25 protein-coding genes and 4 tRNA genes are annotated in these 23590 nt (G+C 65.3%); 17 read left to right on the forward strand and 12 right to left on the reverse strand.

From position 1 onward, the window contains the following. Positions 1–269: 269 nt before the first annotated feature. Positions 270–743 carry a DUF192 domain-containing protein gene (locus AAFN89_RS08265; protein ID WP_347537887.1) on the forward strand — a complete coding sequence of 158 codons (474 nt, stop codon included), beginning with the start codon at positions 270–272 and terminating at the stop codon, positions 741–743. Positions 744–761: 18 nt separating this feature from the next. On the opposite strand, the gene AAFN89_RS08270 is transcribed toward AAFN89_RS08265, so the two are convergent. Both AAFN89_RS08270 and AAFN89_RS08275 read right to left on the reverse strand, forming a co-directional pair. Continuing rightward, positions 762–1061, reverse strand: coding sequence for a hypothetical protein (locus AAFN89_RS08270; protein ID WP_347537889.1), 300 nt, complete (start codon positions 1059–1061; stop codon positions 762–764). 138 nt (positions 1062–1199) lie between these two features. Continuing rightward, positions 1200–1859, reverse strand: a complete 660-nt coding sequence (locus AAFN89_RS08275; RefSeq protein WP_347537891.1) for a class I SAM-dependent methyltransferase — start codon at positions 1857–1859, stop codon at positions 1200–1202. Positions 1860–2024: 165 nt separating this feature from the next. On the opposite strand from AAFN89_RS08275, the gene AAFN89_RS08280 reads away from it, so the two are divergent. The 3 genes from AAFN89_RS08280 to AAFN89_RS08290 all read left to right on the forward strand — a co-directional run bounded on the left by AAFN89_RS08280 (position 2025) and on the right by AAFN89_RS08290 (position 2540). Then, positions 2025–2101 (forward strand) — tRNA-Pro (locus tag AAFN89_RS08280). A gap of 47 nt (positions 2102–2148) precedes the next feature. Continuing rightward, the gene (locus tag AAFN89_RS08285) at positions 2149–2442 is read left to right on the forward strand and encodes an ETC complex I subunit (protein ID WP_347537893.1); all 294 of its coding nucleotides are present in this window, start codon (positions 2149–2151) and stop codon (positions 2440–2442) included. Between the two features lie 21 nt (positions 2443–2463). Next, positions 2464–2540: transfer RNA gene (locus tag AAFN89_RS08290), tRNA-Arg, on the forward strand. 85 nt (positions 2541–2625) lie between these two features. On the opposite strand, the gene hisI is transcribed toward AAFN89_RS08290, so the two are convergent. Together hisI and metC are read right to left on the reverse strand one after the other, a co-directional pair. Further along, the gene (hisI, locus tag AAFN89_RS08295) at positions 2626–3081 is read right to left on the reverse strand and encodes a phosphoribosyl-AMP cyclohydrolase (RefSeq protein ID WP_347537896.1); all 456 of its coding nucleotides are present in this window, start codon (positions 3079–3081) and stop codon (positions 2626–2628) included. After that, entirely contained in the window at positions 3078–4262 is a 1185-nt protein-coding gene (metC, locus tag AAFN89_RS08300) for a cystathionine beta-lyase (RefSeq protein WP_347537898.1), read from the reverse strand. Before metC ends, hisI begins: the two co-directional genes overlap by 4 nt. A gap of 272 nt (positions 4263–4534) precedes the next feature. On the opposite strand from metC, the gene AAFN89_RS08305 reads away from it, so the two are divergent. The 4 genes from AAFN89_RS08305 (at position 4535) to AAFN89_RS08320 (ending at position 8780) form a co-directional block, all read left to right on the forward strand. Next, entirely contained in the window at positions 4535–5566 is a 1032-nt protein-coding gene (locus AAFN89_RS08305; RefSeq protein ID WP_347537900.1) for an amino acid ABC transporter substrate-binding protein, read from the forward strand. A gap of 105 nt (positions 5567–5671) precedes the next feature. After that, positions 5672–6865 carry an amino acid ABC transporter permease gene (locus AAFN89_RS08310; RefSeq protein ID WP_347537902.1) on the forward strand — a complete coding sequence of 398 codons (1194 nt, stop codon included), beginning with the start codon at positions 5672–5674 and terminating at the stop codon, positions 6863–6865. A 1-nt stretch (position 6866) separates the two neighbouring features. Continuing rightward, entirely contained in the window at positions 6867–7982 is a 1116-nt protein-coding gene (locus AAFN89_RS08315) for an amino acid ABC transporter permease (protein ID WP_347537905.1), read from the forward strand. 15 nt (positions 7983–7997) lie between these two features. Next, the gene (locus AAFN89_RS08320; protein WP_347537907.1) at positions 7998–8780 is read left to right on the forward strand and encodes an amino acid ABC transporter ATP-binding protein; all 783 of its coding nucleotides are present in this window, start codon (positions 7998–8000) and stop codon (positions 8778–8780) included. Positions 8781–8830: 50 nt separating this feature from the next. On the opposite strand, the gene AAFN89_RS08325 is transcribed toward AAFN89_RS08320, so the two are convergent. From AAFN89_RS08325 to AAFN89_RS08345, 5 genes are all read right to left on the reverse strand, one after another. Next, positions 8831–9409: a GNAT family N-acetyltransferase gene (locus AAFN89_RS08325; protein ID WP_347537909.1), complete on the reverse strand. Its 579-nt coding sequence runs from the start codon at positions 9407–9409 to the stop codon at positions 8831–8833. After that, positions 9406–10308, reverse strand: coding sequence for a 3-mercaptopyruvate sulfurtransferase (gene sseA / locus AAFN89_RS08330; RefSeq protein ID WP_347537911.1), 903 nt, complete (start codon positions 10306–10308; stop codon positions 9406–9408). The genes AAFN89_RS08325 and sseA overlap by 4 nt, the downstream gene beginning before the upstream one ends. Next, entirely contained in the window at positions 10308–11030 is a 723-nt protein-coding gene (locus AAFN89_RS08335) for an alanyl-tRNA editing protein (protein ID WP_347537913.1), read from the reverse strand. Before AAFN89_RS08335 ends, sseA begins: the two co-directional genes overlap by 1 nt. Further along, positions 11027–12049, reverse strand: a complete 1023-nt coding sequence (locus AAFN89_RS08340; RefSeq protein ID WP_347537915.1) for a cysteine synthase A — start codon at positions 12047–12049, stop codon at positions 11027–11029. Before AAFN89_RS08340 ends, AAFN89_RS08335 begins: the two co-directional genes overlap by 4 nt. A gap of 66 nt (positions 12050–12115) precedes the next feature. After that, positions 12116–12727, reverse strand: a complete 612-nt coding sequence (locus AAFN89_RS08345) for an NUDIX domain-containing protein (protein ID WP_347537917.1) — start codon at positions 12725–12727, stop codon at positions 12116–12118. A gap of 344 nt (positions 12728–13071) precedes the next feature. Here AAFN89_RS08345 and AAFN89_RS08350 point away from each other — a divergent pair, with 344 nt between their 5' ends. The 5 genes from AAFN89_RS08350 to AAFN89_RS08370 all read left to right on the forward strand — a co-directional run bounded on the left by AAFN89_RS08350 (position 13072) and on the right by AAFN89_RS08370 (position 19404). Next, the gene (locus AAFN89_RS08350; RefSeq protein ID WP_347537919.1) at positions 13072–14730 is read left to right on the forward strand and encodes an ABC transporter substrate-binding protein; all 1659 of its coding nucleotides are present in this window, start codon (positions 13072–13074) and stop codon (positions 14728–14730) included. Between the two features lie 129 nt (positions 14731–14859). Then, positions 14860–15792: an ABC transporter permease gene (locus AAFN89_RS08355; RefSeq protein WP_347537921.1), complete on the forward strand. Its 933-nt coding sequence runs from the start codon at positions 14860–14862 to the stop codon at positions 15790–15792. Positions 15793–15805: 13 nt separating this feature from the next. Continuing rightward, entirely contained in the window at positions 15806–16720 is a 915-nt protein-coding gene (locus tag AAFN89_RS08360) for an ABC transporter permease (RefSeq protein ID WP_347537923.1), read from the forward strand. A gap of 3 nt (positions 16721–16723) precedes the next feature. Then, positions 16724–18808 carry an ABC transporter ATP-binding protein gene (locus AAFN89_RS08365; protein WP_347537925.1) on the forward strand — a complete coding sequence of 695 codons (2085 nt, stop codon included), beginning with the start codon at positions 16724–16726 and terminating at the stop codon, positions 18806–18808. Between the two features lie 155 nt (positions 18809–18963). Further along, positions 18964–19404, forward strand: coding sequence for a helix-turn-helix transcriptional regulator (locus tag AAFN89_RS08370; protein WP_347537927.1), 441 nt, complete (start codon positions 18964–18966; stop codon positions 19402–19404). A 94-nt stretch (positions 19405–19498) separates the two neighbouring features. On the opposite strand, the gene AAFN89_RS08375 is transcribed toward AAFN89_RS08370, so the two are convergent. Then, a complete protein-coding gene (locus tag AAFN89_RS08375) occupies positions 19499–19855 on the reverse strand; it encodes a hypothetical protein (protein ID WP_347537929.1) in 357 nt (118 codons plus the stop codon). 184 nt (positions 19856–20039) lie between these two features. On the opposite strand from AAFN89_RS08375, the gene AAFN89_RS08380 reads away from it, so the two are divergent. Then, entirely contained in the window at positions 20040–20585 is a 546-nt protein-coding gene (locus AAFN89_RS08380; protein WP_347538137.1) for a DUF488 domain-containing protein, read from the forward strand. A 43-nt stretch (positions 20586–20628) separates the two neighbouring features. Here AAFN89_RS08380 and AAFN89_RS08385 read toward each other — a convergent pair. Continuing rightward, a tRNA-Asn gene (locus AAFN89_RS08385) sits at positions 20629–20704 on the reverse strand. Between the two features lie 121 nt (positions 20705–20825). Next, positions 20826–20899 (reverse strand) — tRNA-Cys (locus AAFN89_RS08390). Between the two features lie 246 nt (positions 20900–21145). Between AAFN89_RS08390 and AAFN89_RS08395 the strand changes: the two genes are divergently transcribed. Genes AAFN89_RS08395 through AAFN89_RS08405 form a run of 3 tightly spaced genes read left to right on the forward strand, consistent with a single transcriptional unit; the run spans position 21146 to position 23563 of the window. Then, positions 21146–21802, forward strand: coding sequence for a protein-L-isoaspartate O-methyltransferase (locus AAFN89_RS08395; RefSeq protein ID WP_347537931.1), 657 nt, complete (start codon positions 21146–21148; stop codon positions 21800–21802). 1 nt (position 21803) lies between these two features. Continuing rightward, entirely contained in the window at positions 21804–22160 is a 357-nt protein-coding gene (locus AAFN89_RS08400) for a rhodanese-like domain-containing protein (protein WP_347537933.1), read from the forward strand. Then, positions 22160–23563 carry a TolC family outer membrane protein gene (locus AAFN89_RS08405; protein WP_347537935.1) on the forward strand — a complete coding sequence of 468 codons (1404 nt, stop codon included), beginning with the start codon at positions 22160–22162 and terminating at the stop codon, positions 23561–23563. The genes AAFN89_RS08400 and AAFN89_RS08405 overlap by 1 nt, the downstream gene beginning before the upstream one ends. The last annotated feature ends 27 nt before the right edge of the window (positions 23564–23590 follow it).

Raw genomic sequence — 23590 nt, forward strand, 5'->3', positions numbered from 1 at the left:
ACAGGTCGCCGGGTCGCTGGAACGGCCCTGGGGCCTATATGGTTCGAAGATTCCCCATGTTCTCTTGTTGGTCATTCCCGACTTGATCGGGAATCCATAGGTCGGCGCCGCTTCACCGGCGGTGAAGGGCGGTGCGCCGTCCCGGCTTCCATCGACGCCGCATGGATGCCGGATCGGGGTCCGGCATGACGATGTTGGGGGAGGCCGTTTTGCGGCCATGATCCCTTCGCTATAGTCGCCCTTTCGAAAGAACCCGGATTCTCAAAGCCATGCGCCGTTTCGTCCCGATTCTCCTGCTCCTTGTCCTTCTGCCGGCTTCGGGTTTCGCCCAGTCCGGTCAGACGTTCGAAAAATCGCGCCTGACCGTGGAGACGGCGCGCGGGCAATCCTTCGATTTCGACGTGGAGCTTGCGCTGACGCCGGCCCAGCAGGCTCAGGGGCTGATGCATCGGGAGGAGATGGCGGCTGATTCCGGGATGCTGTTCGTCTTCCCCCGGGCGCGCCCGGCATCCTTCTGGATGAAGAACACGATCCTGCCGCTGGACATCATCTTCATCGGGCCGGACGGCGCGATCCTGAACATCGCCAAGCGCACGACGCCGATGTCGACCGAATCGGTTCCGTCGGACGGCGAGGCCAAGGCGGTGCTGGAACTCAACGCCGGCGTGACCGACCTTCTGAACATCCGGCCGGGCGACCGGGTGGTCCATGAATTGCTGGAGAATACAGAAGACGCGGGATAGCGGCCAACTGGCTGCTGTTTAGCTCGTGGGCTCCAACTGGCTCATCGCCAGCGGGGCGGATCGCCAGCTATCGCCGGCGGCGACCATGCAACTCCGCCCGTCTGAGGAAGTCACCAGGATGGTCCAGGTCGCGCCGTCGGCGCTGGTCAGGATCTCCAGCACCTCGCCACCATTGGTCATCCCCATGGCGATCGGCGCTTCCTGATAACGGTCGGACAGGTAATCGATCACCGCCTCGCGCGCGGCGCAATTCTCCTGCGCCTGTGCGGGCAGGGCCACTCCACAGCACAGCGACGCCACGACCGGCCAACGCATCATGTCCCGCGCCCTCGAAAAGAGGATGATCCGACGATTACTGTTGCGATTCTCCGCAACTCTTTATGAATTATCAGTTAACGCCGTTCCCGGGAAAACGCCACAAGTATTGTGGCATCGGCACAAAATGCTCCGCCGTTCTCACCGCTTGCGGGCGAGCGTCAGCCCGTCGCCGACCGGGACGATGGTCAGCGTCACCCGCTCGTCGGCGTGGAGGAAGGCGTTGAACTGGCGGAACAGACGGGTCTTCGAGCCTGTCTCGGCCGGGTCGGCCACCTTGCCGCGCCACAGCGTGTTGTCGATGGCAACGGTCCCGCCGGGTCTCAGCAGGGTAAGCGCCGCCTCGTAATAGGCAGGGTAGTTCTCCTTGTCGGCATCAATGAAGGCGAAGTCGAAGCTGCCCACTTCGCTTTCCGCCAGCCGGCCCACCGTCTCCACCGCCGGCCCCAGCCGGAGATCGATCCGGTCTTCGACTTCCGCCTCCTGCCAATAGCGCCGGGCGATGGCGGTGAACTCGTCGGAGACGTCGCAGGTGACGATCCTTCCCTCCGGCCCCATGGCCAGGGCCGCGACCAGCGCGCTGTAGCCGGTGAAGGTCCCGATATCCAGCGCCCGCCGCGTTCCCGTCGTTTCCAGCAGCCAGCTCAGGAACTGCCCTTCCTCCGGCGCGATCTGGTAATGCGCCTGGGCCAGCGTCCCCGTCTCCGCCCGCAGCCGCGCCAGGATCTCGGGCTCCCGCACGCCATGCTGGACGAGGTAGGTCCGGATGCCTTCAGGCAGGAAGGATGAACTGATGGTCATGGGCGCAGGGTTCCGCTTCGGGATCGTTCGCGCCGCTCTAGACGATGGCGGGCCGTAACGAAAGTGTCTTCCATCACAAACGCGGCGGCGGCGGTCCCGCCGAACCTTGCTCCCGCCGGTCGCCATGGTGTATCTGACGCGGGATCAAGGGTCCGGTGCGGGTTTCGGGGCGTAGCGCAGCCTGGTAGCGCGCCTGCTTTGGGAGCAGGATGTCGCTGGTTCGAATCCAGTCGCCCCGACCATCCGGCACCTTGAACGACGACGTCAGGACGATTTTCGGGACGCGATCATGCAGGTGCGCATCTACCGGCCGACCAGAACGGCCATGCAGTCCGGACGCGGACGGCTCGATAGCTGGATTCTGGAATATGAGCTGGAGACGCCGCGCCGGCCCGATCCGCTGATGGGCTGGATCAGCTCGGGCGACACGCTCAATCAGGTGCGCCTCCGCTTCCCGACGAAGGAGGAGGCGGTGGCCTATGCGGAACGCAAGAACCTCGCCTACAATGTGGAGCCGGAGCAGGTCCGCCGCGTCGTGCCGCGCAACTATTCGGACAATTTCAAACCCCGCCCGGCTCGCTGACGAAGGCCCGCCCGGCCAAAAGACCCCGTAGCTCAGTTGGATAGAGCAAGTGCCTTCTAAGCACTAGGTCGCAGGTTCGAATCCTGCCGGGGTCGCCATCCTGACATATTCCCCTCACCCTCCCGCTTCGCGGGATCGACGTATACGTCGATCCCTCTCCCACGAGGGGAGAGGGTAAAGTTGTTAGCCCTCTCCCCTCGTGGGAGAGGGTTGGGTGAGGGGGCTTATCCGCCCGTACAACTCCCCCGGATCGCTCACCACCTCCGCGATCGTCTCCAGCTTTCCGTCGCGCAGCGCCCTGAAGAAGCAGCTTCGGCGGCCGGTGTGGCAGGCGACGCCGGTCTGGTCGACCAGCAGCAGCAGGCAATCGCCGTCGCAATCCAGGCGCAGTTCGACCAGCGCCTGGACCTGGCCGGACGTCTCGCCCTTCCGCCACAGCGCCTTGCGGGACCGCGACCAGTAGCAGACGCGGCCGGTTGCGACCGTCTCCTCGATCGCCTCGCGGTTCATCCAGGCGACCATCAGCACCTCGCCGGTATCGTGCTGCTGGGCTATGGCCGGGATCAGCCCCTTCTCGTCGAAGGCCAGCGCCTCCAGCAGCGCCGAGGGCAGGGCAGGGACGGGGGCGGCGGGAATCATGCCGCCGCAGCGCGATTCAGTCGTTCCAGGCCCCGCGCCAGATCGTCGATCAGGTCGTCCACATCCTCCAGTCCGATATGCAGCCGCAGGGTCGGTCCCTCGGCCTTCCATGTCGTGGCGCTGCGGATCTTCTCCGGATGCGTCGGGATGATCAGGCTTTCATAGCCGCCCCAGCTATAGCCCATGGCGAACAGCTCCATGCCGTCCAGCAGCGCGTCCACCGCCGGCTTGGAGGCGGGGTTGAGAATGACGCCGAACAGCCCGGACGAGCCCGTGAAATCGCGCTTCCAGAGGGCGTGGCCCGGATCGTCCGGCAGGGCGGGGTGCAGCACCCGCGACACTTCCGGCCGGCCTTGCAGCCATTCCGCCACCTTCAGCGCGGCGTCCTGGTGGTGGCGCAGGCGCACCGCCATGGTCCGCAGGCCGCGCTGGGCGAGGTAGAGGTCGTCCGGGCCGGCGCAATGGCCAAGCTGATAGGTCCCGGTCTTGGCGGTGATGAAATGCGCCTCCGTCCGCGCCGCGATCACCCCCATCATCGCGTCGGAATGGCCGACCATGTATTTGGTCGCGGCGTGGAGGGAGATGTCGACGCCATGGTCGAACGGCCGGAAGAAGAGGGGCGTCGCCCAGGTGTTGTCGATCATGGTGACCACGCCGCGCGCCCGCGCGGCCTCCACGATCGCCGGCACGTCCTGGACCTCGAAGGTGTGGGAGCCGGGGCTTTCCATGAAGACCACCCTGGTCTCCTCGCGGATCAGCTCCGCGATCCCGCCGCCGATCAGCGGGTCGTAATAGGTCGTCTCCACGCCGAACCGCTTCAGCACCTTGTCGCAGAAGATGCGCGTCGGGCCGTAGACCGAATCGACCATCAGCAGGTGGTCGCCGGCCTTGAGGAAGGCGGTCAGCGCGCCGGTGATCGCGGCGAGGCCCGATTCGACGGCGATCGCCCGATGCCCGCCCTCCATCGCCGACACCGCCTCCTCGAAGGCGTCGCTGGTCGGTGTGCCTTGCCTCCCATACCGGTATGTCTCGAACGGCTTGCCGACATCCTCCAGCGCCGCGACCGTCGGAAAGAGGATGGTCGAGGCATGATAGACCGGCGGATTGACGATGCCGTGATTGGCCCGCGGCTTCCGTCCGGCATGGGTCAGGATGGTGTCGCTCTTGCGTGTGGAGGTCATGGTCTTCCGTTACCTGTGGGCGGCGATTTCGAAAGGTCGGCCATCGTTGGCGGCCGGGACCGGTCGGTCAAATGTAAAATCTTGCTCTGAAATGTCTCACTCAAAAATAAGCATTTTCAGTGTCTTGTCAGCATATCCGATGAGTGCGCTGGAAGAAATTCGAAAATTGTGCCGATCAATCGCTTCTACAAACCCCGCAAAACTTGCTAAAAACCTCATTAGGGCGCGAAGTCGTCCTGAGGCTATCAACGTCAAACATGGGTGGGAAACCAATGAGATTTAAAACAGTTCTGGCCACTAGCGCCGTTCTTGCCACTGCCGTCGGCGCGACCATGCCGGCCTTCGCGGGCGAGACGCTGGACGCTGTCCGTGAACGGGGCTACCTGCAGTGCGGCGTCAGCACTGGCCTTGCCGGCTTCTCCAACCCGGACAGCCAGGGCGTCTGGTCGGGCCTGGATGTGGATGTCTGCCACGCCATCGCCACCGCCATCTTCGGCGATCCGGAAGCCGTGCGCTTCACGCCGCTCACCGCGCAGCAGCGTTTCACCGCCCTGCAGTCGGGCGAAGTGGACGTCCTGTCGCGTAACACGACCTGGACCCTGTCCCGCGACACCGCGCTGGGTCTGAACTTTGCGCCGGTCACCTTCTATGACGGCCAGGGCTTCATGGTTCCCAAGGCGCTGGGCGTCACCAGCGCGCTGGAACTCAGCGGCGCCGCGGTCTGCGTGCAGCCCGGCACCACGACCGAACTGAACCTGGCGGACTTCTTCCGCGCCAACGAGATGGAGTTCGAGCCGGTCGTCATCGAATCGCTGGAAGAGGTCAACGCGGCGTTCTTCGCCGGCCGTTGCGACGTCTACACGACCGACGCCTCGGGCCTCGCCTCGATCCGTTCGACGGTCGCGCCGAATCCCGAGGATTACGTGATCCTGCCGGAGCTGATCTCCAAGGAGCCGCTGGCCCCGGCCGTGCGCCATGGCGACGACGAGTTCTTCGACATCGTGAAGTGGACGGTGTTCGGCCTGATCGAGGCCGAGGAGAAGGGCATCACGTCTGAGAATGTCGAGGAGATCGCTTCCACGACGACCAACCCGGACATCCAGCGGATGCTGGGCGTGACCGCCGGCAACGGCGAATCGCTGGGCGTTTCCGAGGACTGGCTGGTCCAGGTCATCAAGGCCGTGGGCAACTATGGCGAGATTTTCGAGCGCAATGTCGGCGCCGAAACTCCGCTTGGCCTGGAGCGCGGCCTGAACGCGCTGTGGACCGAAGGCGGGCTGCAGTACGCTCCGCCGCTCCGGTAAGTAGCCGAAGAACCCGCCGCCCCGCCCATCGCGGGGCGGCGGTGCTTCGGGTCCAGAAAAATTTGATAAGTCTGCCGGTCAACGGCATTGCGGGAGGCTAACCCTTTGGCGGTTGACACCCAAGACAGCGCGCGAGACTCGACGACCACCACGCGGTTCTGGAACGATCCCAGGATCCGTTCGATCATCTACCAGATCCTGGTCGTCCTGGTGGTTATCCTCACCGGCTGGTTCCTTTATTCGAACCTGGTCGCCAATCTGGCCCAGCGGGGAATCTCCACCGGCTACGGTTTCCTCACCGAGGAATCCGGCTTCGCCATCAGCGAACATTTCATCAGCTATTCCGCCGCCGACACCTACGGGCGCGCCTTCATCGTCGGCATCCTGAACACGCTCAGGGTCGCGGCGCTGGGCATCGTGCTGGCGACGATCATCGGAACCATCGTCGGCGTCGCGCGGCTTTCGTCCAACTGGCTCATCGCCAAGCTGGCGACGGTCTATGTCGAAGGCATGCGCAACATCCCGGTGCTGCTCTGGCTGTTCATCTGGTATGCGGTCATCACGGTCAGCCTGCCGCACCCCCGGGTGGCGATCATGCCGATCGAGGGCATCGTTCTCAGCAACCGGGGCCTGATGTTCGCGGTGCCGGCGGATCATCCCATCCATCTCTGGATGTGGATCGCCTTCTTCGTCGGGCTCGCCATCACATGGTTCATCCGCCGCTGGGCCGCCCGCAGGCAGGCGGCGACCGGGCAGCAGTTCCCGGCCTTCCGCGCAGGGCTGGCGGCCATTATCGGCCTGCCGCTGATCGTCTGGCTGATCGGCGGCGCGCCGACCGACATGGACGTGCCGACGCTCCAGGGCTTCAACTTCGCCGGCGGCGTCACCTTCTCCCCGGAATTCGCCGCGGTTCTGTTCGGCCTCACCTTCTACACCGCCTCCTTCATCGCGGAGATCGTGCGCAGCGGCATCCAGGCCGTCAGCTATGGCCAGACCGAAGCAGCGAGCGCGCTGGGCCTCCGGCCGACGCGGGTGCTGCGGCTGGTGGTCCTGCCCCAGGCGCTCAGGATCATCATCCCGCCGACGACCAGCCAGTATCTCAACCTGACCAAGAACAGCTCCCTGGCTGTCGCGGTCGGCTATCCCGACCTGGTCTCCGTGGGCAACACGACGCTCAACCAGACAGGCCAGGCGATCGAGGCGATCAGCATCTACATGCTGGTCTACCTGACGATCAGCCTGAGCATCTCGCTGGGCATGAACATCTACGACAAGCGCATCGCGCTGGTGGAGCGTTGACATGGCTGAACCGATCATCAATCAGCCAATCCAGAGCGAGGAACGCCCGCCGACCTTGTCGGTAGGCCCGCTGGGCTGGGCCCGTCAGAACCTGTTCAACACCTGGTACAACGCGCTCTTCACGGTGCTCGCCATCTGGGTGCTGTGGCAGGTCATCCCGCCGATCATCGACTGGATGTTCATCGACGCGCTGTGGGGCGCGGCCCCCTCCGACGCATGCCGCGTCGAGGGCGTCGGGGCCTGCTGGCCTTTCGTCCATGAGAAATGGCGGCTGATCGTCTTCGGGCTCTATCCCTATGACGAACAATGGCGCCCGACGATCGCGATGATCATCGCGATCACGCTCCTGATCGTCAGTTGCACGCCGAAATTCTGGCCCTACTGGCGCTGGCTGATCGCGGGCTGGATCGTCGCCTGGTTCGTCATCCTGATGCTGATGCAGGGCGGGGTCTTCGGCCTGGAAGTCGTCTACACCACCCGCTGGGGCGGCCTGCCGCTGACCGTCGGCCTGTCGGTGATCGGCCTGGTGCTGGCTTTCCCGCTGAGCATCCTGCTGGCGCTGGGGCGGCGGTCGAACATGCCGGCCATCAAGACCATCTGCGTCGCCTATATCGAGCTGATCCGCGGCGTGCCGCTGATCACGGTCCTGTTCATGGCGTCGCTGCTGTTCCCGCTGTTCATGCCGGTCGGCACGGATATCGACAATCTGCTGCGCGCCCAGATCGGCCTGATCCTGTTCGCCGCCGCCTATCTGGCCGAGGTCGTCAGGGGCGGCCTGCAGGCGATCCCCAAGGGCCAGTACGAAGCCGCCGACAGCCTCGGCCTGACATACTGGCAGAAGACCCGGCTGATCGTGCTGCCCCAGGCGCTGCGGATATCGATTCCGCCCCTGGTGAACACCTTCATCGGGTTCTTCAAGGACACCTCGCTGGTCATCATCATCGGGCTGTTCGATCTTCTGGGCGCGGCCAAGGCGGCGCTGACCGATCCGGCGTGGCGGGGCTTCTACAAGGAAGCCTACATCTTCACCGCGCTTCTCTACTTCATCTTCTGCTTCTCCATGTCCCGCTACAGCCAGCATCTGGAGAAACGAACCAATGTCGGCACCCGCCGCTAGGGAGACCACTTGTCCATGACCGCAACAGCAAACGCCGCCCGGCAGGATGAATCCCAGGCCAAGGATCCGGTCATCCAGCTCCAGAAGGTCAATAAATGGTTCGGGGAGTTCCATGTCCTGAAGGACATCGACCTCTCCGTCGACCAGGGGGAGAAGATCGTCATCTGCGGGCCGTCAGGGTCCGGCAAGTCGACGATGATCCGCTGCATCAACGCGCTGGAGGAACATCAGAAGGGCCGTATCTATGTCGACGGCATCACGCTGACGAACGACCTGAAGAACATCGACGCCATCCGGTCGGAAGTCGGCATGGTGTTCCAGCAGTTCAACCTGTTCCCGCATCTGACGGTGCTGGAGAACCTGACCCTCGCCCCGATCTGGGTCCGCAAGACCCCGAAGAAGGAGGCCGAGGAGACGGCGATGTACTATCTGGAGCGGGTGAAGATCCCCGAACAGGCGAACAAATATCCGGGGCAGCTTTCCGGCGGCCAGCAGCAGCGCGTGGCGATCGCCCGCTCTCTGTGCATGAAGCCCAAGATCATGCTGTTCGACGAGCCGACCTCGGCGCTGGATCCGGAGATGATCAAGGAGGTGCTGGACACCATGATCGAACTGGCGGAGGAAGGCATGACCATGCTTTGCGTGACCCATGAGATGGGCTTCGCGCGGCAGGTCGCCAACCGCGTCATCTTCATGGATTACGGCCAGATCGTCGAACAGAACGATCCGGAATCCTTCTTCAACAACCCGAAGTCCGATCGCACGAAGCTGTTCCTGAGCCAGGTGCTCGGCCACTGATCCGGCTCTCCCCTCATCCTCCGGCTGCTAACCTGGGTGGGTGAGGGGCGTCAGGCCCCGCCGATCGGCACGTGCGGCGCGGTGGTCATGGGCACGATTCCGGACAGCCGCGGATCGGCCCGCGTGATCTTTTCCTGCCGGACGGGGACGAAGCCCGCGCGCTGGTAGAGCGCCAGCGCCTTGGGGTGGTCCAGCGTGCAGGTCTGGACGAACAGCTTCTCCGGCTCGCCGCTCCAGGCCAGATCCACGCTCGCCTCCAGGAACCAGGGGCCGAGGCGGCGGCCGATGAACTCCGGCATCAGCCCGAAATAGGAAAGCTCCACGCCGCCATCCAGGCGCGCCAGCTCGGCATAGCCGGCTGGAACGCCGGCGACATGCAGCACGTAGATCTCGACGTTCGGGTCGCGGATCACCGCCAGCAGCCGCTCGTCGTCCAAAATCCGGCGGTCGGTCCACAGCCAGTTCTCGCCGACGCAATTATAGAGATAGCGGTAGAAGGACGCCGTCGGCTCCTCCGCGCGCAGGAGCGCCAGCTTCACCCCCGGATGGGGCAGCGTCAGGCGCGGCCGCGACCGCATCTCCAGATGCGTTATGGTGACGTTGAGCCGCCCCGATGCCCGCGCGCTCACGGCCGCCGCGCCGGGCCGGTCTCCGCCTCCAGATCGGGCCTCACGCCCCATTCGGCCCACGACCCGTCATAGAGCGCGGCGTTCGGCCGGCCGAGCATCGCCAGCCCCAGCGACAGGATGGCCGCCGTCACGCCGCTGCCGCAGCTCGTGACGATCGGCCTGTCGTCCAGCGGCGTACCGGCGGCGGCGAAACGTTCGCGCAGGCGATCGGGCGGCAGCATCGTCCTGGTCTTGGGGTCGATCAGCTGGGTGAAGGGCAGGTTTTGACTTCCCGGAATGTGGCCGCGCCGCCGTCCGGGCCACGTCTCATCCTCGCTGCCGTCGAACCGCCCGGCGGCGCGCGCGTCGATCACCGTCTCCCGCCGGGTCTGGAGGTTCTGTGCCATCTGGTCGACGGTACGGACGAGTTCCGGACGGAACCGCGCCGGGAAGCGCCCCGGCGCGCCCGTTTCGGCCTCACCGGCCTCGACCGGCCGTCCCTCGGCCCGCCATTTCGGAAATCCGCCATCCAGCACCGCGACACGGTCATGGCCGAACACGCGGAACATCCACCAGGCTCGCGCGGCGGTCATCAGCCCGTGCGTGTCGTAGACCACGACGTCGCATCCGCCATCCACGCCCAGCGCGCCGACCATGGAGGCGAACCGCTCCGCCGACGGCAGCATGTGCGGCAGGCCGCTACCGTCCGGCGTGCTTTCGGGATCGCTGATCGCGTCGATGTCGAAGAACCGCGCGCCGGGGATGTGGCCCTCCCGGAACTCCGCCTCGGCGTCGCGTTTCAGCGCCGGCATCATGTAGGTGGCGTCCAGGACCCTCAGCGTGGGCGACGACAGGCGTTCGGCCAACCATTCCGTCGTCACCAGGGGCTGCGTAGCGCCGTCGATCATCGGCTGCTCCATCAGGAATCTCCCGCCAGGGCGATGCTGACGCGGCGGTTCTGCTTGCCCTTGTTCTCCACCTTCAGCACCTCCAGCCGGCCGATCTCTCCCGTCCGGGCGACATGGGTGCCGCCGCAGGGCTGAAGGTCGACGGGCGAACCCTCGGGCCCGATCCGCACCAGCCGCACACGGCCGCTTCCGGAAGGCGGCTTGACCGACAGCGTCCGCACGAGCTGCGGCTGCGCCGCCAGCTCCTCCTCGGTGATCCACAGGGTGGCGATCGGATGATCCTCCGCGACCAGCGCGTTCAGCCGTTCCGCCAGCGCGTCCTTGTCGATGGCGCCGGCCGGCAGGTTGAAGTCCAGCCGGCTCTTCTCCGCGCCGATCTGCCCGCCGGTCACATCGCCCTCGATGCAGGCGCACATCAGGTGCAGCGCGGTGTGCATCCGCATGTGGCGATGACGACGATCCCAGTCGATCTGCGCCTCCACTTCCGTCCCGATCTCGGGGGCCGTCGCGCCATCGGCCAGCCGATGGAGGATATCCTCGGGCCCGTCTCCCTTGACCGCCTCGGCCACTTCGATCGTCCCGCCGTCGAAGCGAAGCAGGCCGCAATCGCCGGGCTGCCCGCCGCTGGTGGCGTAGAAAACCGTCCGGTCCAGCCTGACCGCGCCGTCCTCGACTGCGGTGACGGTCGCGGCGCAGCGCCTGAGGGTCGGGTCATCGCGGAAAAGAAGGGTCACGCCATGGTCTCCATCGGTTCCATCCAGTCGGGCGTCGGCAGCCCCTTGGATCGCAGGAAGTCGGGGTTGAACAGTTTGGATTGATAGCGGGTGCCGTAGTCGCAGAGGACCGTCACGACTGTATGACCAGGCCCCAGCTCCCGCGCCAGCTTGACGGCCCCGCAGACATTGATGCCGCTCGATCCGCCCAGCACCAGTCCTTCTTCCTTCAGCAGCCGGAAGATCATGGACAAGGCCTCCTCGTCGGTCACCTGCTGCGCGGCGTCGATCGGCGCGCCCTCCAGATTGGCCGTGATCCGGCCCTGGCCGATCCCCTCGGTGATCGAGCTGCCTTCGGCCTTCAACTCGCCCCGGGCGTAATGTCCGTAGAGCGCCGACCCCATCGGGTCGGAAAGGACGATCCGGATCGCCGAATTCCTCTCCTTCAGCGCCATGCCGACGCCGGCCAGCGTGCCGCCGGTGCCGACCGCGCAGGTGAAGCCGTCGATCCGGCCGCCTGTCTGCTCCCAGATCTCCGCGCCGGTCGTGGCGTAATGGCCGTCGCGGTTGGCGATGTTGTCGAACTGGTTCGCCCAGATCGCGCCTTTCGGCTCTGTCTTCGCCAGCTCCGCCGCCAGCCGCTCCGACACGCGGACATAGTTGCCGGGGTCCTTATAGGGGGCGGCCTTCACCAGCCTGAGGTCCGCGCCGCAGAGGCGCAGCATGTCCTTCTTCTCCTGGCTCTGGGTTTCCGGCATCACGATGACGGTGCGGTAGCCCAGCGCGTTGCCGACCAGCGCCAGGCCGATCCCGGTATTGCCGGCGGTGCCTTCGACGATCACGCCGCCCGGCTTCAGCGCGCCTCTCGCCTCGGCGTCGCGGACGATCGCCAGCGCGGCCCGGTCCTTCACCGATCCACCGGGGTTCAGGAACTCCGCCTTGCCCAGGATCGTGCAGCCCGTCGCCTCCGACGGACCCTTCAGCCGGATCAGCGGGGTGTTGCCGATCGCGTCGATGAAGCCTTCGCGGATTGCGGACAAGGGTGTCTCCTGCTTCGGGCGGGGACGCCAAGGTAGCGTCCGTACGCGACCCGCATCAAGCCGCACTCATGTCGCCAGCCAGCGCGCCCTAAGCTCCCGGCGGTTCAGCGCCAGCCATTGCAGCGCGATCAGGGTGAAGGCGTTCGTCGTCCGCTCCGGCACGCCCAGCCGCGCCAAAGCCTCCTCCGCCGGGATTATCAGCGTCCGGATATCCTCCCCCTCGTCGGCGACGCCGTGGAAGCCCTCCGCCGCCGGAGCTTCGACCCTTCCGGCAAAGAGGCGGACGACTTCGGACGAGCCGCCGGGGGAGGGCATGATGTCGGCGATATGCTCCAGCCGGTCGGCCTCCAGGCCCGATTCCTCGCGCAGCTCCCGCCGCGCCACCTCCTCATGCGTCTCGCCCGGCTCCACGATGCCCGCCGGCGCCTCGATCATCCAGGCGGGCTGGCCGGCGACAAGGCCGCCGACGCGGAACTGCTCGATCAGCACAACCTGGTCGCGACCGGGATCATAGGGCAGCACCGCCACCGCAGGATCGCGCACCAGGACCTCGCGCTCCATCTCCGGAGACCAGTCGCCGTCGAAGCGCCGGAAACGCAAACGCAGACAATCGATCTTCAGGAAACCGTCATAGAGACGAGTGCTGTCGTTTATCTTCAGTTTATTACCGTCGCTCATTGATAGTTCTCTTCAAGAAAAGAGGCGGTTCCGCGAAATTTATTTTCGCGGCAGCGGTGTAAAGAGTCGTCTTCGGAAAGGTTGCCGTCGCAGGACGGACAGCGCGGAGGCGGTCCTGCCCTATCATCGAAAGAAAAGTAAAGGGGGAGGAGGCAGACAAAAAAGGGTTTTTGGTTTGACATCACCGTGCCCGGCCGAAATACTGATAACAAGAATTCCATCCTAAATCGAGGGTCGAACATGCGATAGCCGCAGGTGAATGCGGTTCGACATCATCGCTTTTACAGCGAATGTCCGGACCTTTCACTCGCCGGCTGCAAACCAACCAAAGCAGGGAGAAGATAATGAACAGGACCGATCTGGGAAAAGTGCACGTCGCGATCCCCAAGCTTGTCGAGCAACTGGAATCCGGGAAGCTCGACCGCCGGGAATTCTTGCGCACCTCCACGCTTCTCGGCCTGTCGGCTGCCACGGCCTACGCCGTCGCCGGCAAGATCACCGGTGAGGAATTCGTTCCCCAGGCCCACGCACAGGGGGCTTCGGGCGGGACGATCCGGGTCGGCATGGCGGTCATGGACATCTCCGATCCCGCCGTCTACGACTGGTCCGAGAAGGGCAACCTCGCCCGCCAGATCATCGAACCGATGGTCAAGATCGGCACCGACGACATCGCGCATCCTCTCCTGGCGGAAAGCTGGGAGCCCAACGACGACGTCTCGCAATGGACGTTCAAGCTGCGCCAGGGCATCAAATGGTCGAACGGCGACGAATTCAACGCCGACGACGTGATCGCGACCTTCGAACGCTGGCTCGACCCCGCCACCGGCTCTTCCAACCAGGGCCGGTTCATCGGCCTGACGGTGACCGAGGACGGCACGACCAAACAGGCGCCCGGCGCGATCGAGCGGGTCGACGACTATACCGTCCGCTTCAACCTCTCCTCGCCGATGCTGGCGTTCCCGGAGAGCCTGGGCGACTACCCGGCGCTGATCACCCACCGCAATTTCGCCGCTGACGGCGCCAACCTGATCGAAAACCCGATCGGCACCGGCCCCTTCAACCTCGAAAGTTTCGAGATCGGCGCGCAGGCAAGCTTCACGCGGAAGGATGACTATTGGAACGGCGCGGTCGCGCTGGACGGCGCACAGTTCATCGATCTGGGCTCCGACCCTGCGGCCCATCTGGCCGCGCTGAGCTCTGGTCAGGTCGACCTTCTCTACGTGCTCGACGTCAGCCTGCTTCCGGCCCTGCAAGGGATGCCGAACCTCAAGACCTATGAGAAGGTCACGGCGATCACCGGCGTTGCGCGGATGCGCACCACGGAGGCGCCCTACGACAATCCGCAGGTCAGGAAGGCCGTTCAGCTCTGCCTCGATCGTGAGCAGATCATGAACCTGGCCTATCAGGGCTACGGCACGGTCGGCCAGGATTACCACGTCTCCCCGATCCATCCGGGATATACCGAACTGCCGCCGCTTGAGCAGAATGTGGAGGAGGCCAAGCGCCTCCTGGCGGAGGCCGGCCATCCGGACGGCATCGACCTGGAGATCAACTGCGTGTCCGATCCCAAATGGGAAAGCGACATCGCCGTCGTCATGGCCCAGCAACTGGCGCCGGCCGGCATCAGGCTGAACGTCAATATCCTGCCGGGCGGCACCTATTGGGATCGCTGGACGACCTGGCCCTTCTCCATCACCCAATGGACGACCCGGCCGCTGGCGGTGCAGGTGCTGTCCCTGGCGTACCGCACGGGCGTTGCCTGGAACGAAACCGCCTATTCCAATCCGGAGTTCGATCGGCTTCTCGATCAGGCGCAGGCCACGATCGACGTCGAGGAGCGGAAAGGTCTCATCAAGCAGCTTGAAGAGATCATGCAGGCGGACGCGATCGCCGTCATTCCGTTCTGGTGCAAGATCTTCACCGCCAGCGCCCAGAAGGTGCAGGGCTTCGAATACCACTTCGCCCGGGAGATAACGTTCCACGACGTGTCGTTGAGCGCGTGAGTCGGCGTAGGTGGTAGATATCCAACGTGATCGCGGCGGCGCCATCCAGGCGCCGCCCGGTCACGCGGCCGTTCCCCGCCTTCCGGCGCGGAACGCCGCTTTCCGCCCCAGGGCGGGGGGAGGGCGCGCATGATCGTCTTCCTTACCAAGCGCGCGGCCCTCATGGCGTTGACCATGCTGGTCGTGTCTTTTCTCGTCTTCCTGCTTCTCGAAGTGAACGGCGAGTCCGTCGCCATCAAGGTGCTCGGCCCCTACACGTCGGAGGAACAGCGCAATTTATGGCTGGAGGCGAACGGCTACTTCCGGCCCTGGTATGTGCGTTATCTGGGTTGGCTGGGCAGCATCATCGGCGGGGATTTCGGCGAATCCATCGTCTTCAAGGTGCCGGTCTCCGATATCCTCTGGGACAGGCTGGGCAATACGGCGCTGCTGGGCGCCTGCGTCTTCGCCATCATGGTGCCGCTGGCGCTACTGCTGGGCGTGCTGTCGGGCATGAATGAAGGGTCCAAGCTGGACCGGACGATCTCCATCGCGTCGATCGTCACGACATCGGTGCCGGAATTCGCCTCGGCTGTGCTGCTCGCCTTCGTCTTCGTCTTCTGGCTGGGCTGGCTGCCCGGCACCAGCGGTATGACGCAGGGCTTCGACGCCAGCCAGCTCGTGCTGCCCGTCGCCGTGCTGGTGCTCTACGGATTCGGCTACATCGCCCGCATGATGCGCGCCTCCATGGCGGAGGTGATGCAGAGCCCCTATATCCGCACAGCCGTGCTGAAAGGGCTGCCTTACCGGCGCGTGGTGGTGCGGCACGCCCTCCGCAACGCGCTGATCGCTCCCTTCACGGTCATCATCCTGCAGATCAACTGGCTGCTGTCCGGCGTGATCGTAGTGGAGTTCGCCTTCGGCTATCGCGGCTTCGGGGCGCTGCTGCTGGAAGCTGCGCTCAACCAGGACATCTATGTCATCCAGGCCTGCGCCATGGTGGCGGTGTTTGTCGCCGTGGGCACGCAGACCATCGCGGATATCGGGTACACCTACCTCAATCCCCGCATCCGGTTCACCTGAGGAGGCGCGGACCATGACCGAAGCAGACGCCACGGTCGACGACCGCACGACCGAGGAGCCCGCCGCCTGGAAGCGGCCGAACCCCGTCCTCAAGGCGCTGAAATCCATCGCCCTGCTGCGCGAAAGCTGGGTCGGGATGATCGGCGCGGGCATCATCCTCTTCTGGGTGCTGGTCGCGATCTTCGCGCCGCTGCTGGCGCCCTACGATCCCGTGCAGCTTCTGATGCCGTTCCAGCCGCCGGGAACGACGGCGCCGGACGGCGGCACCTTCTGGCTGGGGTCTGACAATCTGGGCCGCGACATCCTCTCGCGCATCATCTACGGCTCCCGCACCGTTCTGGTCTACGCCACGCTGGCGACCGCCTGCGCCTACATCGTCGGCATCGTCATGGGGCTGGCGGCCGGCTACAAGCGGGGCTGGATCGACGATGTGCTGAGCCGGGTCAGCGACATCATCCTCTCCTTCCCGATCCTGGTGCTCTACGTCGTCATCATCACGACCTTCGGCCCGTCGGGGATCAACATCGTGTTCGCCGTCACCTTCGCCAGCGCGCCGGGGATCATGCGCATCGTGCGCGGGCTGACGCTCGACCTGCGCAACCGCGACTATGTCGCCGCTGCGCAGACCAGGGGGGAAAGCACCTGGCACATCATGCTGGTGGAGATCCTGCCCAACGCCCGCGGGCCGCTGATCGTCGATGCCTGTCTGCGGATGGGCTACACGACCATCACCATCGGGGTGCTGGGCTTCCTCGGGCTCGGCCTGCCGCCGCCGACTCCCGACTGGGGCGGGATGATCAGCTCGACAAGGGCGATGGCCACCTTCGCCCCCTACATGACCGTCTTCCCCGCCATCGCCATATCCTCGCTTGTCCTGGGGCTGAACCTCATAGCCGACGGCTTGCGTGAAATCTCGTTGAGGGACTAGCCGATGGATGGAAACGCAACGCCTAATCTGCTGGAGATAGAGAACCTCTCGATCTCCTACTTCACCCGCGCCGGGGAGATTCCGGCGGTCATCGACTTCAACCTCTCCCTGTCGGAGGGAGAGGCTGTCGGCCTTGTCGGCGAGAGCGGCTGCGGCAAGTCGACGGTCGCGATGGCGATCATGCGCTATCTGGGCGGCAACGGCCGGATCACGGGCGGGTCGATCCGCTTCAAGGGCCGCGACCTGGTGACCATGCCGGAGCCGGAGCTGCGGGACCTTCGCGGGGCGCAGATCGCGATGATCTACCAGGAGCCGATGGCCGCGCTCAATCCCAGCATGCCGATCGGCAAGCAGCTCATGGAAGTGCCGCTGATCCATGAGCCGGATTGCACGGAGAAGCAGGCCTACGAGCGGGCGCTGGAGATGCTGGCCGATGTCCGGCTGCCGGATCCTGAGCGCGTGATGAGCGCCTATCCGCACCAGATCTCCGGCGGGCAGCAGCAGCGCGTGGTCATCGCCATGGCGCTGCTGTCGCGCCCCTCGCTGCTGCTGCTGGATGAGCCGACGACGGCGCTGGACGTGACGGTCGCGGCCGGCATCGTGGAACTGATCGCTGAGATCAGCCGCAAGTCGGGGACGGCGATGCTCTATATCAGCCACAATCTGGGGCTGATCCTGGACACCTGCAGCCGCGTCTGCGTGATGTATTCCGGCGAGGTGGCGGAGGAGGGGCCGATCGGCCCGCTGTTCGACGATCCGCGCCACCCCTACACCCACGGCCTGTTCGGCTGCATCCCGACGCCGGGGCGCAGCAAGACCAGCCGCCCCCTGACCTCCATCCGCGGCCAGCTTCCGATGCCGCACGAACGGCCGCCGGGCTGCAATTTCGGGCCGCGCTGCGACCACTTCCAGGCCGGCCGCTGCGATGCGCAGGACATCCCGATCCTGCCGGTCGGGGAGGACCACGACCGCGGCGTCCGCTGCATCCGCTGGAACGAGATCGACTGGCGTTCCGAAGTGGTAACCATCGCCCCGACGGAGGAGCGGCAGGCGGGGGATGTCGTCCTCCAGGTCGACGAGATGCAGAAATATTATCCGGTCCACGACCGGTCGATCGCGGCGATGCTGTCGGGCAAGTCCGTCCGCTGGGTCAAGGCGAACGAGGCGCTGACGTTCGAGGCGCGGCGCAACCAGACCGTGGCGATCGTCGGCGAAAGCGGCTGCGGCAAGTCGACCTTCGCCAAGGTGCTGATGGGGCTGGAGACGGCGACCGACGGCTCTCTTCGGTTCGAAGGCGACGATCTGGCGGACCTGCCGGTGCAGAAGCGGTCAGCCCACCAGCTCGGCTCGCTCCAGATGGTCTTCCAGAACCCGCAGGAGACGCTGAACCCCAGCATGACGGTGGGCCGGCAGATCGCGCGGGTGATCCGCAAGTTCGGGGTGGAGAAGGATCGCCGCAAGGTGGAGGAGCGGGTGCTGAACCTGCTCGACCTCGTGAAGCTGCCGCGCGCCTTCGCCAACCGGCGGCCGCGCCAGCTTTCCGGCGGCCAGAAGCAGCGCGTCGGCATCGCCCGCGCCTTCGCCGGCAACCCCTCGATGGTCATCGCCGACGAGCCGGTGTCGGCGCTGGACGTCTCCGTCCAGGCGGCGGTCACGCAATTGCTGACCGACATCCAGAAGGAATTCGAAACCACGCTCCTGTTCATCAGCCACGATCTGGGCGTCGTCCAGTATCTTGCCGACCGGGTGGTGGTGATGTATCTGGGCCAGATCATGGAGCAGGGGACGACGGAGGAAGTCTTCTCTCCGCCCTATTGCCCCTATACTGAGGCGCTGCTGTCGGCGGTTCCGGTCGCCGACACCAAGGTCGCGAAAAAGCGGATCATCCTTGACGGCGCGCTGCCCAGCGTCCTCAACCCGCCGAAGGGCTGTCCCTTCAGCACGCGATGCCAGCACAAGATCGGCAGCATCTGCGAAACTACCCCGCCACCCGTTCAGCGCACGGATAGCGGGCATCAAATTCGCTGCCATATACCTTTGGATGAATTGCGCTCTGCTGATCCCGTCGTTAAAACTGCGGCTGAGTGAGGAATTTTTCCTTCTTAGTGGAAGGAATTTGACCTTTCATCCGTTTCGACGATAGGCGGTGCGGCGAAAAGCGCCGTGGCCGTGGAAAAATCGTCGGGATGCCCCGCGATCAAGTTTCGCGCCCGAAGAAGGCGCGTGACCTATAGGAGTTTGGGATGAGTGCATTGACCGCTCCCCGGAAGCGTCGTCGCAAGACCATCGCCGAGGACGGACCCGATCCGGTGGACGTGCATGTCGGCATGCGGCTTCGCCAGCGCCGCACGCTGCTGGGCATGAGCCAGGAGAAACTCGCGCAGGCCTTCGGCGTGTCGTTCCAGCAGGTCCAGAAATATGAAAGGGGGGCCAACCGCATCAGCGCCAGCCGCCTGCATCTTCTGACCCGCATTCTCGACGTGCCGATCACCTATTTCTTCGAAGGGCTGCCGTCTTCGGTCCAGGAACGCAACGCGCCGGCGGAATCCGACACGCCGGACCGGATGACCAGCCGGGAAACGCTGGAACTGGTGCGGGCCTACTACCGCATCACGGACGCCAACGTCCGCAAGCGTCTGGTCGATCTGGCGCGTTCGCTGGGCCGGGAGGATCCGGCCGCCTGATCCGACGGTCCCGAAGGGCGAAACGAAAAAAGGCGGCGCCGTTCGGCGCCGCCTTTCGTTCGTCGGGCGGTTGCCCGCCCCGACGGGATTCGGTTTACATCGCGCCCAGCGCCGGGGCCAGTTCGGTCTCGAACGTGGCCAGGGCGGAGGCGACTTCAGCGTCGTTGCAGCCCTTGGTCGTGACCTGGCGCGACATGTCCATCTTGGCGTCCTGGATCATCGTCAGCTTCTCGCCGGCGCCGAAATTCTCGCCGGTGATCTCTTCGATCTGCTCGTCCAGCGCCTCGGCCTGGGTCTGGTCGAACATGACGTCGTTGCAGCGCTCATAGGCGACCACGGCCTGGCGCAGATTGAAAAACTGCTCTTCGGTGGTCATGGCGTCCTGGGCGACGGCGGCGGTCGCAAAACCCATCAGGGCGACCGTGGAAAGCATGGCGTGGATGCGCTTCACGTGACTTCTCCTTTTATATTCTGACCCATGCGGCGATCGTGGTGAGCCCGGATTGGAGCCTCCCACCACCATATTAGGTGGGAATGGAACGCTCTAGGTCGATGTTGGTTCCAAATCGGCGCGTTCGCCAGAAGAATTTGCTCTATCCGAAAAGAAAAGGAAACCGGCGTTTCCCTTGATCTCCATGACATATCCCTTCTTCACCATCGGGCATTCGACGCGGCCGACGCCTGAATTCGTCGATCTGCTGCGCCCCTCCGGCATCCGGACCGTGGTCGACGTCCGGACCATGCCGCGTTCCCGCACCAACCCGCAGTTCAATTTCGATGTCCTCCCGGAAAGCCTCCGGCCCTTCCAGATCGGCTATTGCCATGTGAGGAAGCTGGGAGGCCTGCGCGCCCGCCGGAAAGGCGACGCGCCATCGCCCAACGGCCTCTGGCGGAACACCAGCTTCAGGAACTATGCGGACTACGCCCTGACCGAGGATTTCAGCGACGGGCTGGAGGAACTGTTAGGGCTGGGGCGGGAAGGCCCGTGCGCCATCATGTGCGCGGAGGCTGTCTGGTGGCGCTGCCACCGCCGCATCATCAGCGACTATCTCCTCGCCGCCGGGCACGAAGTCTTCCACATCATGGGGCCGGAGAAGGTCGAGCCTGCGAAGATGACGCCCGGGGCTGAGCCACAGCCGGACGGCGGAATCCTCTATCCTCCCTCGACCAGCGGAGCTTGAAACGAAAACAGCCGCCTCTTGTGAGACGGCTGCTTTCTGAAATTGGCTCCCCGAGCCGGACTCGAACCAGCGACCCGGTGATTAACAGTCACCTGCTCTACCAACTGAGCTATCGGGGATCGGTGCGGCGGGCTTTCCGTCCGCCGTTCGATCAGGGCCGCGCTTATAGCAGAGCCCTTTTTTCGATGCTAGCCCGGAAAGCGGCTTTTTGCCAGTCGCCGGGAAGCGCCGAAAGAACGTTGGAGGCCCGAGCCGGAATCGAACCGGCGTACACGGATTTGCAGTCCGCTGCCTGACCACTCAGCCATCGGGCCAACGGCCGCACCTATAGCCCCCGCCATCGGAACCGGTCAAGCATCCGTGGGTGGCGCTCGCGGGGCATTTTCCCCATATCCGGGCTCCCGCTGTGTCCGCCGTCACTGTCCCGGCCGACCCGCCCGGCGATTGTCTTGCCTCGCTCGCGCTTGTATAACGCTTTCCGTGATCGGGGCGCCGCGCGGGGGCGTCGGCCAGGCTCCGTCTCCAACGCCCTTTAGCTTCTTTCACGGAACCGATTTCTCATGACGGATTACACCGCGGCGCGCCTCAACATGGTCGAAGGGCAGGTAAAGCCCAACCGCGTGACCGACGGCGCCCTTCTCAACGCCATGGCCAACGTGCCGCGGGAACTTTTCGTGCCGGCCGCGTCGCGCGGAATCGCCTATGTCGACGAGGACATCTCCATCGGCGGCGGCCGGTATCTTCTGGAGCCGATGGTCTTCGCCCGGCTGGTGCAGGAAGCCCGCGTCGGAAAGGAAGACGTGGTCCTGGATATCGGCTGCGGCACCGGCTACTCGACGGCCGTCCTCGCCCGTCTGGCGAATACCGTGGTGGCGCTGGAAAGCGACGCCGATTTTGCCGACAGGGCGGGCGATCTCCTGTCCGATCTCCATGTCGATAACGCGGTCATCGTGCAGGGCGGCCTGCCGGCCGGCCACGCGGCCCAGGGCCCCTATCCGGTCATCCTGATCAACGGCGCGGTGGCGGAAGTGCCACAGGCGCTGTTCGACCAGCTTGCCGATGGCGGCCGCCTGGTCACCGTGCTTGCCGGCAAGGGCAGGGTGGGCCGCGCCGTCCTCTATCGCCGGATCGGCGAGATCGTTTCGCGGCGGGAGCTGTTCGACGCTTCCACCCCCATCCTTCCGGGCTTCGAGCCCGTGCCGGCGTTCGAATTCTAGCATGGCGGACGGACATCCCATTCCCGGACACGCTCTGGACGACGTCCATATCGATCCCGACGCGCTCGATCGGATGAGGCGGGAGGGGGTGGATGTCGCCATACTGGATGTCCGCGAGCCGTGGGAGATCAGGATGTGCGGGATCGAGGGCAGTGTCCTCATCCCGTTGAACGAACTGCCCCGCCGGTTCGAGGAGCTTCCGCGAACCCAGCCCCTCGCCGTGATGTGCCATCACGGCGTCCGCAGCCTGAGCGCCGCCCTGTGGCTGCGCGAAAGGGGCTTCGACAACGCCGTCAATCTTGCCGGCGGCATCGATGCCTGGGCTGCGACCATCGATCCAACCATGAGGCGATACTGATGAACGGCTCCAGGCCCCGCTGGCTTTCCCCGCTCCGCCGACTCGCCGCCGGCTCCGCGCTGTCCCTGGTGCTTGCCGCCGCCGCCATGCCGGGCGCGCAGGCGCAGTCCCTGCGCGATACGATGACCATGAGCTACCAGTCGAACCCGACGCTGAGCGCCCAGCGGCAGAGCCTGCGGGCGACAAACGAGCAGATCGCCCAGGCGCTCAGCGGCTACCGTCCCACGGTCGAGGCCGGGGCCAGCGCCGGCATCGGCTGGAGCGACGTCGAATCCGAGGAAGGCGGCGGGACGGAGACGATCAATCCTGCCTCCATCGGCATCGACATCAGCCAGCCCCTCTATAGCGGCGGCAGCACGGCGGCCAGCGTCGATCAGGCGGAGAACAACATCCAGGCGGCCCGCGCGAACTACGTCCTGACGGAACAGGACGTGCTGCTGAACGCGGTCATCGCCTATATGAACGTGGTGCGTGAGCAGGCGATTCTCGACCTCGCGATCAACAACGAACGGGTGCTGCAGCGGCAGCTCGACGCCGCGAGCGACCGGTTCGAGGTCGGCGAGATCACCCGGACGGATGTCAGCCAGGCCGAATCGCGGCTCGCCGGGGCCGTCGCCGAGCGGATCGAGGCCGAAGGGCTGCTGCGCATCGCCCGCGCCACCTTCGAGCGCGTCGTCGGCGCGACGCCGGGCGTGCTTCAGCCGCCCGAGCCGGATCTGGCGCTGCCCGCCTCCATGGAGGAGGCGGTGCTGATGGCCGAGGCGGCCAACCCCTCCATCGTCGCCGCCCAGTTCGCGGAGGAGGCCGCCCAGGCCGGGATCGATGTGGTCCGGGGCGAGATGCTGCCCCAGGTATCGCTCAACGGCTCCATCTCACGGGACTACGAGCCGTCCGGCAACATCGACAGGCGGGACAATGCCCAGATCGTCGCCCAGGTGACTGTGCCGCTCTACCAGTCCGGCTCGGTGTCGTCGCGGGTGCGGGAAGCGCGGTTCCTCGCTGCCGAGCAGCGCATCCGGATCGAGGAAAGCCGCCGCGCGGTGATCGAGAACGCGATCAGCTCCTGGGAGGCTCTGGAGACGTCCCGCGCCTCGATCCAGTCGCTGGCCGCCCAGATCCGCGCGGCGGAGATCGCGCTGAACGGCGTGCAGCAGGAAGCCCAGGTCGGCTCCCGCACCATCCTCGATGTGCTGGATGCGGAGCAGGAATTGCTGGACGCCCGTGTGGCGCTGGTCCGGGCGGAGCGGGACGAGACTGTGGCGGCGTTTCAGCTTAAGGCGGCGGTCGGCGGGCTGACCGCGCGCAACCTTGCGCTGCCGGTCGATTATTACGAATTCGATCCCGACTATGACGACGCGCGGCAGAGTTGGTGGGGCACGTCCATCGATAACGAGGCCCAGTGACTCCGAGGCAGTGATCCCGCCATTGCC

The organism is Inquilinus sp. CAU 1745, assembly GCF_039839375.1.
Taxonomy (GTDB): Bacteria; Pseudomonadota; Alphaproteobacteria; order DSM-16000; family Inquilinaceae; genus JBDOQU01.

Excerpts from the sequence above, each read along its gene's own strand:
- AAFN89_RS08265 (WP_347537887.1), top strand. The coding sequence starts at position 270 with ATGCGCCGTTTCGTCCCGATTCTCCTGCTCCTTGTCCTTCTGCCGGCT.
- AAFN89_RS08270 (WP_347537889.1), bottom strand. The coding sequence starts at position 1,061 with ATGATGCGTTGGCCGGTCGTGGCGTCGCTGTGCTGTGGAGTGGCCCTG.
- AAFN89_RS08275 (WP_347537891.1), bottom strand. The coding sequence starts at position 1,859 with ATGACCATCAGTTCATCCTTCCTGCCTGAAGGCATCCGGACCTACCTC.
- AAFN89_RS08285 (WP_347537893.1), top strand. The coding sequence starts at position 2,149 with ATGCAGGTGCGCATCTACCGGCCGACCAGAACGGCCATGCAGTCCGGA.
- hisI (WP_347537896.1), bottom strand. The coding sequence starts at position 3,081 with ATGATTCCCGCCGCCCCCGTCCCTGCCCTGCCCTCGGCGCTGCTGGAG.
- metC (WP_347537898.1), bottom strand. The coding sequence starts at position 4,262 with ATGACCTCCACACGCAAGAGCGACACCATCCTGACCCATGCCGGACGG.
- AAFN89_RS08305 (WP_347537900.1), top strand. The coding sequence starts at position 4,535 with ATGAGATTTAAAACAGTTCTGGCCACTAGCGCCGTTCTTGCCACTGCC.
- AAFN89_RS08315 (WP_347537905.1), top strand. The coding sequence starts at position 6,867 with ATGGCTGAACCGATCATCAATCAGCCAATCCAGAGCGAGGAACGCCCG.
- AAFN89_RS08320 (WP_347537907.1), top strand. The coding sequence starts at position 7,998 with ATGACCGCAACAGCAAACGCCGCCCGGCAGGATGAATCCCAGGCCAAG.
- sseA (WP_347537911.1), bottom strand. The coding sequence starts at position 10,308 with ATGGAGCAGCCGATGATCGACGGCGCTACGCAGCCCCTGGTGACGACG.
- AAFN89_RS08345 (WP_347537917.1), bottom strand. The coding sequence starts at position 12,727 with ATGAGCGACGGTAATAAACTGAAGATAAACGACAGCACTCGTCTCTAT.
- AAFN89_RS08350 (WP_347537919.1), top strand. The coding sequence starts at position 13,072 with ATGAACAGGACCGATCTGGGAAAAGTGCACGTCGCGATCCCCAAGCTT.
- AAFN89_RS08355 (WP_347537921.1), top strand. The coding sequence starts at position 14,860 with ATGATCGTCTTCCTTACCAAGCGCGCGGCCCTCATGGCGTTGACCATG.
- AAFN89_RS08360 (WP_347537923.1), top strand. The coding sequence starts at position 15,806 with ATGACCGAAGCAGACGCCACGGTCGACGACCGCACGACCGAGGAGCCC.
- AAFN89_RS08365 (WP_347537925.1), top strand. The coding sequence starts at position 16,724 with ATGGATGGAAACGCAACGCCTAATCTGCTGGAGATAGAGAACCTCTCG.
- AAFN89_RS08370 (WP_347537927.1), top strand. The coding sequence starts at position 18,964 with ATGAGTGCATTGACCGCTCCCCGGAAGCGTCGTCGCAAGACCATCGCC.
- AAFN89_RS08380 (WP_347538137.1), top strand. The coding sequence starts at position 20,040 with ATGACATATCCCTTCTTCACCATCGGGCATTCGACGCGGCCGACGCCT.
- AAFN89_RS08395 (WP_347537931.1), top strand. The coding sequence starts at position 21,146 with ATGACGGATTACACCGCGGCGCGCCTCAACATGGTCGAAGGGCAGGTA.
- AAFN89_RS08400 (WP_347537933.1), top strand. The coding sequence starts at position 21,804 with ATGGCGGACGGACATCCCATTCCCGGACACGCTCTGGACGACGTCCAT.
- AAFN89_RS08405 (WP_347537935.1), top strand. The coding sequence starts at position 22,160 with ATGAACGGCTCCAGGCCCCGCTGGCTTTCCCCGCTCCGCCGACTCGCC.